At 41.1% G+C, this 13,302-nt stretch carries 10 protein-coding genes; 3 read left to right on the top strand and 7 right to left on the bottom strand.

What is annotated here, in order from left to right:
- Window positions 1-220 precede the first annotated feature (220 nt).
- Window positions 221-1,123, bottom strand: coding sequence for a DMT family transporter (locus AC25Y6_RS19245; RefSeq protein WP_488144154.1), 903 nt, complete (start codon window positions 1,121-1,123; stop codon window positions 221-223).
- A 110-nt stretch (window positions 1,124-1,233) separates the two neighbouring features.
- Between AC25Y6_RS19245 and AC25Y6_RS19240 the strand changes: the two genes are divergently transcribed.
- A complete protein-coding gene (locus tag AC25Y6_RS19240) occupies window positions 1,234-1,956 on the top strand; it encodes an MgtC/SapB family protein (protein WP_488144153.1) in 723 nt (240 codons plus the stop codon).
- A 12-nt stretch (window positions 1,957-1,968) separates the two neighbouring features.
- On the top strand, window positions 1,969-2,982 hold the full coding sequence (locus AC25Y6_RS19235; protein WP_488144152.1) for a cation diffusion facilitator family transporter: 1,014 nt from the start codon (window positions 1,969-1,971) through the stop codon (window positions 2,980-2,982).
- A gap of 52 nt (window positions 2,983-3,034) precedes the next feature.
- Here AC25Y6_RS19235 and AC25Y6_RS19230 read toward each other — a convergent pair whose 3' ends face one another.
- The 4 genes from AC25Y6_RS19230 to pruA all read right to left on the bottom strand — a co-directional run bounded on the left by AC25Y6_RS19230 (window position 3,035) and on the right by pruA (window position 8,592).
- A complete protein-coding gene (locus tag AC25Y6_RS19230) occupies window positions 3,035-4,198 on the bottom strand; it encodes an iron-containing alcohol dehydrogenase (RefSeq protein WP_488144151.1) in 1,164 nt (387 codons plus the stop codon).
- 155 nt (window positions 4,199-4,353) lie between these two features.
- Window positions 4,354-5,598, bottom strand: coding sequence for a Glu/Leu/Phe/Val family dehydrogenase (locus tag AC25Y6_RS19225; RefSeq protein WP_482102209.1), 1,245 nt, complete (start codon window positions 5,596-5,598; stop codon window positions 4,354-4,356).
- Between the two features lie 79 nt (window positions 5,599-5,677).
- Window positions 5,678-6,871 (bottom strand): ornithine--oxo-acid transaminase, encoded by a 1,194-nt coding sequence (locus tag AC25Y6_RS19220; protein ID WP_488144150.1) that lies wholly within the window; start codon window positions 6,869-6,871, stop codon window positions 5,678-5,680.
- Between the two features lie 176 nt (window positions 6,872-7,047).
- Window positions 7,048-8,592, bottom strand: coding sequence for an L-glutamate gamma-semialdehyde dehydrogenase (gene pruA / locus AC25Y6_RS19215; RefSeq protein ID WP_482105843.1), 1,545 nt, complete (start codon window positions 8,590-8,592; stop codon window positions 7,048-7,050).
- A gap of 142 nt (window positions 8,593-8,734) precedes the next feature.
- Here pruA and AC25Y6_RS19210 point away from each other — a divergent pair, with 142 nt between their 5' ends.
- A complete protein-coding gene (locus tag AC25Y6_RS19210) occupies window positions 8,735-10,042 on the top strand; it encodes a sigma 54-interacting transcriptional regulator (RefSeq protein ID WP_488144149.1) in 1,308 nt (435 codons plus the stop codon).
- 449 nt (window positions 10,043-10,491) lie between these two features.
- Here the strand turns inward: AC25Y6_RS19210 and yugI are convergent, their stop codons facing one another.
- Both yugI and AC25Y6_RS19200 read right to left on the bottom strand, forming a co-directional pair.
- Window positions 10,492-10,866 carry a S1 domain-containing post-transcriptional regulator GSP13 gene (gene yugI, locus AC25Y6_RS19205; protein ID WP_482102213.1) on the bottom strand — a complete coding sequence of 125 codons (375 nt, stop codon included), beginning with the start codon at window positions 10,864-10,866 and terminating at the stop codon, window positions 10,492-10,494.
- Between the two features lie 132 nt (window positions 10,867-10,998).
- A complete protein-coding gene (locus AC25Y6_RS19200; protein WP_488144148.1) occupies window positions 10,999-13,164 on the bottom strand; it encodes an RNA polymerase sigma factor in 2,166 nt (721 codons plus the stop codon).
- Window positions 13,165-13,302: the final 138 nt, after the last annotated feature.

Genomic DNA, 13,302 nt, shown 5'->3' with positions numbered 1-13,302 from the left:
GCGATATCTCATTGATGTTTTGCTGTTCAGTTTTCAAGGTTCATTCGTGAAGGAAAATATCAAGTTTCTCAAACACTTCATTTGATGTCGTCGTAATGGCGACTTTCTTAATATAACATTTCTTCCGGAAGGAGTCAACAACTTTTTTAACTTCTTTTTCACTCGTTGTTTCTCGCTCCCTGAGGACATGTATTAATATACAACAAGTTAGCACTATAAATCAAGTCTTTTTGAAAAAGAATTTTTCCCGCAGTTTTTTTCCGTCTATTACGAACAGGACAATCCCCGCTATGACAATGATTCCGCCTGCTATTTGGGACATTGATAATGTTTCATTAAAGATATAGAACGCCAGAATAGCTGCTCCAACTGGTTCAAAGAGAATTCCGATGGATATTACATTGGTACTTACCCATTTGAGCGCCCAGTTAAAAAGAGTATGCCCCAACAAATTCGGAATTAGAGCTAGCATGACAAACCAGAACCAATCAGAACCGGGATAAGGTCCAAACGACTCTCCTTTGATAAGTACATAAAAAAACAATGTGATTGTACTAATTGAGTAAACAACAAACGTATAAGTAATAAGGGAGAGACGTTTACGCACATCTTGCCCGAATAAAAGATAGGTGGTGATAAGCGCGCAAGCAATCAATGCAAGCATATCTCCATAAAAAGCCGTTCCGCTCAGTTTAAAGTCTCCCCAACTGATAATGACACTTCCCGATAGAGCTATCAGTGCGGATAAGATTGTTTTGAAACCAAGTTTCTCTTTAAATATAAAGTACGTTCCGGCAAAAGCGAAAATCGGTTGTAATGTAACAAGTACAGTTGAACTTGCAACTGAAGTGTAATTTAGAGATTCAAACCATAATATGAAGTGAAACGCTAAGAACACCCCAGCTATTGCTGAAAAAGTCCAATCCTTTTTGCTGAGCGTAAAAACTTCATACCTATACTTCATTAAGAAGAGCGGTAACATGATCAAAACCGAGAACAACATTCTATAGAATGCAATAACTCCCGCATCAGCTGTAGCAAGTTTTACAAATATTGCTGATAGTGCCACGGAAATTACACCGATGATTATTGGTATATAGGGATGAATTGCAGGTCTTTCCACTTCTAACACATCTCTTTCGATAAAATAGGTTACCTATTACACTTTTAAGGTATTAGATAATTATAAGTATAACATGGTTAAAAAGAGAGGACATTAAGGGGGGAAGGCTCATGACTTGGATTGCGAACGAGGCAATGTATCCTGAAGTTTTAATTAAGATTACACTCGCTTTAGTATTAAGTTTAGTAATCGGTGTAGAAAGGGAAATAAAGAAGAAGCCGATTGGATTAAAGACTAGTGCCGTCATCGCCACTTTTAGTTGCCTTCTAACAGTAGTCTCTATAGAAGCAGCTTATCTCGTTCCAGCTCGCGATGATATAAACGTAACAATGGATCCGCTTAGACTTGCCGCACAAATTGTTAGCGGAATTGGTTTTCTTGGAGCAGGGGCTATTCTGCGACGGGATAATGACAACATTACCGGTTTGACGACTGCGGCAATGATTTGGGGTGCGGCAAGTATCGGGATAGCTGTTGGGGCAGGGTTTTATATTGAAGCTGCGTTCGCTGTCCTTAGCGTAATGTTTGTTATCGAGGTTCTCGCTCCTGCTCTTGGTAAATTCGGTCCAAAAAGACTAAGGACTAAAGAGGCTACTTTCATTGTAGTGTTATCTGATAAGTTGAAGATAGAAGATCTAATTACTTATCTAGAGGCTGAGAGCATGACCATCGAGAATCTACGCATTCGACAGATCATCGGAAATGATAAACAAATTCAACACGAACTAGATTTTCGACTCTCAACACTTCCCAAAAAAGCAACTTCCCTTTTGTACATCGAACTAACGACACTACCTTACATCGAATCGGTTGAAATCGAAATATTCCCATAATGGAGGAAAACTATGAGAGATTTATTAAGACTATTAAAAGAAGGCAACAAGCCTTCCCTACTGGCAGCAATCGTTAATACAATTATCGCCTGTTTAAAAGCTGCCGCCTTCTTCTTCACAGGCAACGTTGCAATGTTTGCTGAAATGATGCATTCCTTTGGTGATGCAGCCAATCAATTTTTCGTGTTCATCGGTTCGGCCTTGTCTAAAAAAGCCCCTACTCCAAAGTATCCAAATGGATTTGGCAGGGTAGTCAACTTAGTTTGCCTTGGCGCTGTCATCATCGTCGGAATTATGTCTTATGAAGCAATTATAGGTGGATGGCATCATGTTATTAATCCAGCTGAACCAGGTGGAATTAGAAATTTAGTTATTAACCTATCAGTTCTGGGCATCGGGATTATTCTTGAATGTGTCGTCCTTTATAAAGCAGGTAAAGAAGTTTTACATGAAGCCGGCATCATTAAGGGCGGTCTTGCACCGATCACCCTTGGGTTCCGTAATCTCAATCGTGCCAAACCTGCCACAAAATTAGTTTTCATGGAAGATTTTGTTGCAACATTGGGTGGTATTCTTGCATTTGCCGCTATACTAATAGCCCATTTCTTAGGATTACTTGTAGCAGAAGGAATTGCATCTATCCTAATCGGTTTGATGATGTTCTATGTTGTCGGCAAAGTTTTCCTAGAAAATGCACGCGGAGCTATTGGAGAAACCGATGAGGAAATGCTTCATCACATTACACATCTAGTTGCGGCTAATCCAGATGTAAAAGATATTCAACGAATTGAAGTTATTAAAGAAGGAGAATTTCTTCATGTTGAAATTGTAGCTGAAGTGGAGCCTACTCTTACCCTCGCTTATATCGATGATGTGCGCGATAAGCTGATGGATATTGTTCTAAATCAGAAAGGCGTAAGAGACGTCCTCATTTCATTCGATGAAGATGATGGTGTTGAATCTACGTGGATGAGATCCAATTTACACGGAGCTTCGGAACAGTTTAATACAAAACTTCCGGAATAATCACAAAAAAACGTCACGTATGGATTTCTCCAACGTGACGTTTTCATATTTCTTACAATGAAGCTTTTAATATTGAAAGCACATCTTCATTATCAATCCTGTTGAATTTCCCAAGTGGCCCATTAATGGTTGCCTTGTCTGCCATTAATCCCAGTTTGGAATCATCGATATTATAATATGCAAGCGTTTCAGGTGCACCTATTGAGGTCCAGAATGCTCTCAATCGTTCAATTCCCTCAAAAGCAATTTCTTCTTCAGGTTTCCCTTCCGGCTCGACACCAAATACGTTGACTGCAAGTTTAGCAAATCGTGTTGGATTACTTTTAACATTATGACGCATCCAGTGCGGGAAAAGAATCGCAAGTCCACCCGCATGCGGAATATCATAGACTGCGGATACAGCGTGTTCGATATCATGAGTAGCCCAGTCGCCTTGATAACCTATTTGAAGGAAACCATTCAATGCCATAGTCCCTGCAAACAGAATCGTTTCCCGCAAATCATAATTAGTGAGATCTTCAACCAGCTTCGGACCATTAGCCATGATCGCGCGAAGTGCGCCTTCGCACATTTCATCTTGTACGGGTGTGTTTTCAGCATTATTGAAGTATTGTTCAAATACGTGTGACATCATATCAACAATACCGTAAATTGTTTGGTCTTTTGGAACAGATATTGTATATGTCGGATCAAGAATTGAGAATTTCGGGAAATTGAACGGACCACCCCATCCGTATTTCTCTTCTGTTTCTTCATTTGTAATGACAGAGCCTGCATTCATTTCTGAGCCCGTTGCTGCAAGCGTTAAAACTGTCCCAAATGGAAGTGCGTCTTCCGCTAACGCTTTCTTCGTGACTAGATCCCAAGCGTCACCATCGTATTTCGCGGCTGATGCAATCAATTTCACACAATCTATAACTGAACCGCCCCCAACTGCTAGGATGAAGTCAATATCTTTTTCTTTACAAATCGCTGCACCTTTACGCGCGGTTGAAACGCGCGGATTCGGATCCACACCCGCTAATTCAAATACTTCGTTATTGTTTTCACGTAAAATCGTCATTACTTCATCATAGAGGCCATTCTTCTTAATACTGCCACCGCCATAAACAACAAGCACTCTATTCCCGTAATTCGTTAGTTCTATCGTTAACTTTTGAATTTGGTTTTTCCCGAAAATTAACTTTGTTGGATTGTGAAATATGAATTCATTCATATTATTACCTCCTTCTACTCTTTTCATTATCCAAAACAATAAGCAAGTTTGCAATTCTAAAGGGTGCGTATGAAAACACTATTGTTACGATACTGGGAAAAATCATAAAAGGCATCTCCCGCTTAATAAAACGGGAGATGCCTTTTATATTTAACTTATGCCCAACCACGGAAACGTGATGCTTCTGCAGTTTTACGTACACCAATCATATATGCTGCTAGACGCATGTCTATGTTACGGGTTTCTGCAGTTGCATAGACGTTGTCAAATGCATCAACCATTTTTTTCGTCATTTTTTCACGCACTTCTTCTTCCGTCCAGTAGTACCCCATATTGTTTTGGACCCACTCGAAGTAAGAGACTGTTACGCCTCCCGCACTTGCAAGAACATCAGGTACTAAGAGAATTCCACGTTCTTTAAGGATTCTCGTTCCTTCACTCGTTGTTGGTCCGTTCGCTGCTTCAACAACGATTTTAGCCTTGATATCATGTGCATTTTTTTCAGTAATTTGGTTTTCAATTGCTGCTGGAACTAGGATATCACAATCAAGTTCAAGCAATTCCTGATTTGTTATTGTGTTATCGAAAAGTGTTGTTACTGTTCCAAAGCTATCGCGACGATCAAGTAAATAATCGATATCTAAACCATCCGGATCATGAAGCGCTCCGTATGCATCGGAAATTCCGATTACTTTTGCACCTGCGTCGTGAAGGAATTTTGATAAGAAACTTCCAGCATTCCCGAAACCTTGAATAATAATTTTCGCACCTTTCATATCGATTCCACGACGTTTTGCCGCTTCATTGATAATAATCGTTACGCCTTCCGCAGTTGCCCGGTCACGACCTTGTGATCCACCAAGAACAATCGGTTTACCTGTAATGAAACCAGGAGAATTGAACTCATCAATACGACTATATTCATCCATCATCCATGCCATAATCTGAGCATTTGTAAATACATCAGGTGCTGGAATATCTTTATTAGGTCCCATTACTTGGCTTAATGCACGAACATAACCTCGGCTTAGGCGTTCAAGTTCACCCATTGACATTTCACGGGGATCACAGATAATTCCACCTTTACCTCCACCATATGGTAAATCGACAATACCAGCTTTAAGCGTCATCCACATTGACAGTGCTCTAATTTCATCAAGCGTCACATCTGGATGGAAACGAACGCCGCCCTTTGTCGGTCCAACTGCATCGTTATGCTGTCCACGGAAACCCGTGAAAACTTTAACTTTGCCATCGTCCATTTTAATTGGAATTCGCACTTCAACCATACGAAGTGGTTCTTTTAAAAGTTCGTACATTCCTTCATCGTAGCCTAATTTATCAAGTGCATCTTTATATAGTTCTTGGGTAGACGTAAACAGATTCAAGTTTTCACTCATTTAACGGTTCGCCTCTTTGATTCATAATTTTTTCTATGCATATATTGTAACATATCAGACACTTATTTGGACAAATAATTTATTTTTTGAAAACTTTTTTTATTCTAACAAGTGCCCACTCGAGTTCTTCTTTTGTAATAATAAGCGGTGGAGCAAATCGAATTACTGTATCGTGCGTCTCTTTACAAAGCAAGCCGAGTTCTTTTAGCTCTTCACAGTATGGACGAGCAGCTTCTTTCAATTCAACGCCGATGAATAATCCACGCCCACGTACTGATTTTATAGTCGGATTATCAATTTTCTTTAACTCTTCCATAAAGTAATTTCCAAGTTCGAGAGAGCGTTTCGCCAATTGTTCTTCTTCCAACACTTCAAGAGAAGCAATGGATACTGCGCAAGCCATTGGATTTCCACCGAAAGTCGATCCGTGTGATCCAGGATTGAATACACCGAGAACTGCTTTGTCAGCCAACACACAAGAAATCGGGAATACTCCTCCACCTAGTGCTTTACCCAGGATGTACATATCTGGTTCCATGTCTTCCCATTCACATGCAAACATTTTACCAGTACGGCATAGGCCGGCCTGAATTTCATCTGCTATAAAGAGGACGTTGTTCTTTTTACATAATTCACGCGCTGCTTTCATATAGCCTTCAGGGGGAATAATAATACCTGCTTCACCTTGAATCGGTTCAATAAGGAATGCAGCTGTATTCGGAGTGATTGCAGCTTCAAGTGCCTTGATATCACCATAAGGAATAAGGTTAATGCCTGATAGCATCGGACCGAATCCGCGTTTATATTCAGCGTCTGATGATAAAGAGACCGCTAACATCGTACGGCCATGGAAGTTTCCTTCGCATGCAATAATTTCTGCCTGATTTTCTGCTACTCCTTTAACATCATAAGCCCAACGACGTGCCGCTTTAATAGCTGTTTCAACAGCTTCAGCGCCTGTATTCATCGGAAGCGCCATTTCTTTACCTGATAGTTTACAAACTTTTTCATACCACGTACCAAGTTGGTCATTATGGAAAGCACGTGACGTAAGTGTAACTTTATCGGCTTGGTCTTTAAGTGCTTGAATAATTTTCGGATGACGATGGCCTTGATTTACTGCTGAGTACGCAGAAAGCATATCCATGTATTTATTGCCTTCCGGATCTTTTACCCAAACCCCTTGCGCTTCAGAAATAACAATTGGTAGTGGATGGTAATTATTTGCCCCGAATTTCTCCGTTTTGAGAATTATTTTTTCTGAGACTGACACTTATTTACCTCCTTTTATTATGTAAGTCTGGCCAATCAGCAGATGGGCTTGTTTATCTGTGTCTAGCTCCGGGCGCCAGCCGCTCGGGTCATAAGCAATCCAGCTATGTGGCAAAGAGCGCCACGTCGCTAGATTGACTTATGCCTGTCGCGTCTAGCGGGCGCCCTTAGCTTTTCTTATAGTGTTTCTGACGTTGTTTGCCCTTGCATATGAAGTTGCAAGTAATCCGGACCGCCGGCTTTTGAATCTGTCCCTGACATATTGAACCCACCAAACGGTTGGTAACCGACGATTGCGCCTGTGCAACCACGGTTGAAGTAAAGGTTACCTACGTGGAAATCTTCACGAGCTTGTTCAATATGAAAACGGTTATTCGTAATGACTGCGCCTGTCAATCCATAGTCTGTATTGTTGGCATATTCAATCGCCTCAGTGAAGTCTTTTGCTTTCGATAATCCGACAACAGGGCCAAAGATTTCTTCTTGCATAACACGACCTGTTGGATCCAAGTCCGCAATTACTGTTGGAGCAACAAAGAATCCTTTAGAACTGTCTCCAGTTCCGCCTGCGACAATCCGCCCTTCTTCTTTACCAATTTCAATATAGCTCATGATTTTGTCGAATGAAGCTTGATCGATCACTGGACCAGTGAAGTTTGAGTTGTCTTCTGGATCACCATACGTCAATTCTTTTGTCAATTCCTCAACGCGCGCGACAACTTGGTCGTAAACATCCTCATGAATAATCGCTCGTGAACAAGCTGAACATTTTTGCCCACTAAAACCGAACGCTGATTTTACAATTGATTGTGCAGCAAGTTCCAAGTCAGCTTCGTTATCAACAACGATTGTATCTTTTCCTCCCATTTCAGCGATAACGCGTTTCAACCAAATTTGACCTTTATTTACCTTAGCTGCACGTTCATAGATACGTGAGCCCACTTCACGAGAACCGGTGAATGAAACAAAACGTGTTCTAGGATGATCAACTAGGTAGTCGCCAACCTCAGCACCAGATCCAGGGATGTAGTTTACAACTCCCGCTGGCATCCCTGCCTCTTCGAGAACTTCTATGAATTTGTATGCAATAACCGGTGTTGTCGATGCTGGTTTAAGAAGAACTGTATTTCCTGTAACTAATGCAGCAACTGTTGTTCCAGCCATGATTGCGAAAGCGAAGTTCCATGGCGAGATGATTACGCCCACTCCAAGAGGAATGTAGTCAAAGCGGTTGTATTCACCAGGACGGCTTACAACGGGAATACCATTTTTCAAATCTAGCATTTGGCGAGCATAGAATTCCATGAAATCGATTCCTTCAGCTGTATCTGCATCTGCTTCGTTCCAAGGTTTCCCTGCTTCCTTCATAAGGAGTGCTGAGAATTCGTGTTTACGGCGACGAATGATTGCAGCAGCTTTGAATAGTACGTCAGCACGGAATTCAGGTTTCACTTTTTTCCATGTGTTGAATGTTTCGTCCGCAACTTTCATCGCTTTTTCGGCAAGGTCTTTGCTTGCTTTCGATACGCGACCTATTACTTGCTCTCTATTAGAAGGGTTAGTTGAAACCAATTTTTCTTCAGTCATGATGCGTTCCCCACCGATGATTAGTGGATAATCCTGTCCTAGATAACCTTCAACCACTTTTATACCCTCAAGAAAAGCTTGTTTGTTCTCTTCTACTGTGAAATCTGTAAATGGTTCATGTTTATATGGAATCATATTATTCCTCCTCTTCAGTAGTAGGACGCAAAATTTATTTGCACTTTGTATTTGATTACATATATAATAATGCAAAAGATTGTTGCGGATATCAAGCATTATTCATTATTTTTTTAAAAATAGAAGTTGGAAGGTGATTACTTTGAAGAATATCGACATTTCACTCTTCCCTTTTTATCAGTTTGCGGTGCGTCGCGCAGCGGCTGGTATACATGCAGTTGATAAAATCGGAAGAACTGTCATCTATAATGAAAAGATGAAAGAAATTGAAGGACTCGCACTTGAAGATGTCGCTGATCGGTCAATTTTAGAGCTGTTCAATTTTGACATGGAGGAAAGTACACTTTTAAAAGTTTTGCAAAGTGGCAAAGAGCAATTAAATGTAAAACAGACTTACTGGAATAGGAACGGTACCGAAATTACAACAATAAATGATACGTTTCCGATTTTTGACAACGAAATTCTAATTGGAGCAGTAGAACTAGCCCGCGACGTTACGGCACTTGAAAGATTTATTCTTCAACCGTTTAGAAAAAATAGTGTTCCAGTGACATTCAATCAGATTATTGCTTCCTCACCTTCTATGAAAGTGGTGATTACGACTGCAAAAAAAGCAGCTCGAGCAAAATTACCTGTACTTTTAATCGGGGAAACCGGAACAGGTAAAGACCTTATCGCCGAGAGTATACATAATGAATGCTCTACTTCCAACACACTATTTTATACCCTGTTCTGTCACAGTTCAGACCCACTAGCATTAGATCGTTTAGGTAAAGATTTGAACGTACCAGAACCATTAACTCTTTTTTGCGAGAGAATCGATTTGCTGTCCATTCCACTGCAACAGAAATTACTAGCAATACTATTAGAAAACCCTTACAGCAATAAGCAATTCATCGCGAGTATCGGGGATGATCCAGTGGAATTAATCGCTTCGGGGGCTTTATTGAAGGATTTGTATTATTTCTTTGCTTCTTTCACCATTCGAATTCCTCCTTTAAGAAAACGGAAAGAGGATATATTACCTTTCGTTATGGCTTATTTAGAGCGTCGGAGTGAACGGTACGGTTCTACACTTAAAGGGATTACTGTGGAGGTTGAGGATTTATTCCTCGGATATGAGTGGCCGGGAAATATGCGAGAACTTGAATTTCTTCTGGATGAAATCTCTTCCATTGCCACTACTGAGATGGCCATTACATATGATCTACTACCGTTACATTTCCGGATGAAGGGCGCAGAGATTACCGAGGAACCGACGCAGGCTACGGACTTCATTGTGCAGTCCGATAAAGAGTTGTTGCCGCTTGATCAGTTTTTGCGTGAAGCGGAAGGCTATTATTTAAAAAAAGCGATGAAACTCAATAATGAAAACATCACAAAAACTGCACAGGCACTTGGCATGAGCAGACAGAATTTACAGTATCGTTTGAGGAAATTAAAAAAGTGAGGGAGAAGGCATGTTTGCCTTCTTCCTCACTTTTTCTGTCTAGCTTCAGCGCCTAGCCCCTCGAGTCGCTTCAGTCTTGCTGATAAAGGCAAAGAACGCCTTTATCTTCAAACCTTCCAGCAGGGACGGATTGAACTTCATCCCTCTTTATTGCGACACGACGTCGCGCACTTAGACTGCCTTCCTTTTGGTCCGCTTATGCCTGTCGCGCCTTAGCGGCCGCTTACGCTTGGGCCCACAGGATGTGGGTCATGCAGCCGGAGAGTGATTGGACTTCATCCCTCTTTATTGCCGCACGATGCGGCGTTCTTAGGCTGCGTTCCATTATTATTGTCTAGCTTCAGCGGCCAGGCGCTCGGGTCATAAGTAGCTCAGCTGCACGGCGAAGTGCGCCGTTCCGCAGATCTTCTTATGCCTGTCGCGCCTTAGCGGCCGCTTACGCTTTTCTTTTATTGCCCTGATTTTTCAATCCAGTCTTGGAGTTTTTCTTTCAGTGAGTTGAATCCGTCTGCATCGCTTTCATCGACCCGTGCTTGCAATGATTTGCGTGGACGGTCGTCTTTTCGGATGGTGGCCGGTGCTTCTTGCAGAGCTCTAATGGACAAGCTGATTTTTCCTGCAGCTTCGTCGACCTCTAGTACCTTTACTTGTACTTCCTGCCCCACAGTTAGAAATTCATTGATATCTTTGACAAAACCATACGTAATTTCAGAGATGTGGACAAGTCCTTGTGTTTCATTGTCAAGTGCTACAAATGCACCGTACGGTTGGATACCCGTTACTTTGCCGGAAAACTCTTCTCCTGCTTCGAATTTTTGCGCCATGTAAAACAGCTCCCAATCTATTTTGGTATCGATTCTGCCCTTAAGGCCACTTAAAATTATATCATGTTTGAAGTGAGCGGGCAAAAATTCGACAGCTTGAAAGGGTTCAACTTTATTACACTGCCACACATGTTAATCCTCAAATTCGTTCAGTAAAAGATCTAAGTCCGCATGACTGATTCTCCATACAGTTTCATCTTCCAAAACCATCTGAACCAAATATGCTGTCGTACTTCCTTGTTGAAATCCAATCGAACCTGTTGTTTCTCCGTCACTATTGAAATGCAGACCATCGTAGCTATCAATTGCTATTTCCACTAGACTCCATTGAGCAGTGTATTCTTCGAGCGTAGCCGTATTATTTTTGGTGCTGTAAAGCTGCCACATCGTCTCGGAATCTTCTTGCTCATTTGCGTATAAGTATACCCCGATAATGACCAATGGACTGATTCCTTGCAGTGTGGATTGGTCGTAATTTGATGAAAATGAATGGTACGTCTCTTTAACTAAGTCCTCGAAAAAGGTATCGGGGAAAGACACACTTTCAAAGCCAGATGCATTTTGTCTGAATCCTTGCATGCTAAACGTATCGAGTCTCCCGGATTTTGCAAGTTCCAATGCTTGATGAACATCGTAGGCTTCTAATCGGCTGTGACTATTCGATTCCGTCCAATCCGTCGCTTTCATCTCTGAATTAATTGTTTGCATAAGATAAGCTGCTGGTGAACTCTTTCCAGCACTAGCGATTCTTTCCCATCCTGCTCGATAATCCATTTTCACTTTACCGTTAGTATCGAATACCTGATCAGGCTCCGTTCCCCCAATGATTTCGTAAAAAAGTTCACTGTACGACCAACCCAGGTTATGAAATACTTCATCCGTAAACGTTGTGGCTAATAACGTTTTTTCTATTTCTAGTAAATAGTCGATTGAGTCTTCTAGCGGATGCACAAGACCCGGATACATAACCAACGGCGTCGCTTCCAAACCCGTCAAATAGCCGCTAAGATCGGGGTGGATAGAGGATCTAATTTTAGCGCTATGCTCATTCTTTTTAAAAACAGGAGCAATAGGCGCCCAGTTTTTTATGGACACCGGATACATATTTTGCTTAATCATGCCATCCATGGCAAACTGTAAATCTTCAGGATATGTATCCTTTTGTTTCATGAATCCTTCAATATCTATGATTCCGTTATCTACTGCATCCTCGATAATCTGTTCGTGTTTGTAGAGAATCGAGAAATAGGTTTGTTGAATTAGGTAAATCTTTTCCAAATAATCTAACATAAATTCATTGCTCTTTTCCAAGTCGTCTGCAAGCGATTTTTTAAATAACCGTTTAGTCATCTCAGATGGCAATTCCAATGACTTGATTATTTCCCCATACTCTTCTTCTACCTTCTTCTTATTCAAGGTACCAGTGTTACTCATAACACCTTCGTACCGAAGGATCATAGACTCAAAATCGGCTCGTTCTTTCTCCCCATAAAAAACATGGTTAAATGCCTCGCTGCCTACAGTCGGTTCAGTCAGACCCAGTTCGGTGTAGCGATTTCCGACTTCTTTCTCAAATGATGCCTTTAGCCGTTCAATATATTTTTCGGCAGCAGCCTTTTTATATTCCCCACTTGTCACAACAGGAACAATCAGCAGCGATAGAAGGACAAGGACTCCCACACTCCAAGAAATCATAGCCTTCTTTGAAATCGATTGTGCCGCTTTCCCAGTCGTCTGAACTACCTTCTGCGACTCTTCAAAAACCTGTTCTTTTCTAAATGTAGTTTTTAATCGTCCATACGATTTAGTAAGGAATTCAAGCCTCTTTTTTAGCGACGCGATTTCCAGGTCGTAAAATGCTTCCGCAATAGCTTGTTCAATTGTTTCCTCAGTAGTATCCAAAATTGCTGCAATGCTTACATCATCCAGGTGATGAAATTTCGAGAGAATAAACGGTACTTTCCTATCTATTTCAAACATAACAATCTTGTTATGCAATTCCTGATCCTCTTCAAATAGAAATATGGGCTCATTCGGTGTATTGGCTAGTCGCGTATTTGATAGAATATTTACTGCATGTTTATATAAAGTCTCAATAAGCGGCTTTTCAAAGTCATGGGATTCTAGCTGATTGTGAAAGTTCCTAAATGTTTCCCCCGTTACATCCACCGCTTGTTTTAACGGACAGCCATACTGTACGGCGAAACGCTCAATATCTCCTGAATAGATGTCCATCCATTGTTCAAAAGCGTCAATTTCGCCAGCCCTCACCTTTTGACTCAACTTGGCATCTTCCACAGGCACCCCTCCAGTACATAATTCTAATTATTTCAATTATATCAAAGACTCTCCTGTATTGAAATTTGTTTCATTATCCGAAGGTGTTTTACTATATCAATTACGCCTCGGCGTAATTGCGTCCAGATTTTGAATCGA

It is taken from the genome of Sporosarcina sp. Y1004 (assembly GCF_057669665.1).
This window is presented reverse-complemented; position numbering and strand designations above follow the sequence as displayed.

Excerpts from the sequence above, each read along its gene's own strand:
- AC25Y6_RS19230 (WP_488144151.1), bottom strand. The coding sequence starts at position 4,198 with ATGAATGAATTCATATTTCACAATCCAACAAAGTTAATTTTCGGGAAA.
- yugI (WP_482102213.1), bottom strand. The coding sequence starts at position 10,866 with ATGGCGCAAAAATTCGAAGCAGGAGAAGAGTTTTCCGGCAAAGTAACG.
- AC25Y6_RS19240 (WP_488144153.1), top strand. The coding sequence starts at position 1,234 with ATGACTTGGATTGCGAACGAGGCAATGTATCCTGAAGTTTTAATTAAG.
- pruA (WP_482105843.1), bottom strand. The coding sequence starts at position 8,592 with ATGATTCCATATAAACATGAACCATTTACAGATTTCACAGTAGAAGAG.
- AC25Y6_RS19235 (WP_488144152.1), top strand. The coding sequence starts at position 1,969 with ATGAGAGATTTATTAAGACTATTAAAAGAAGGCAACAAGCCTTCCCTA.
- AC25Y6_RS19225 (WP_482102209.1), bottom strand. The coding sequence starts at position 5,598 with ATGAGTGAAAACTTGAATCTGTTTACGTCTACCCAAGAACTATATAAA.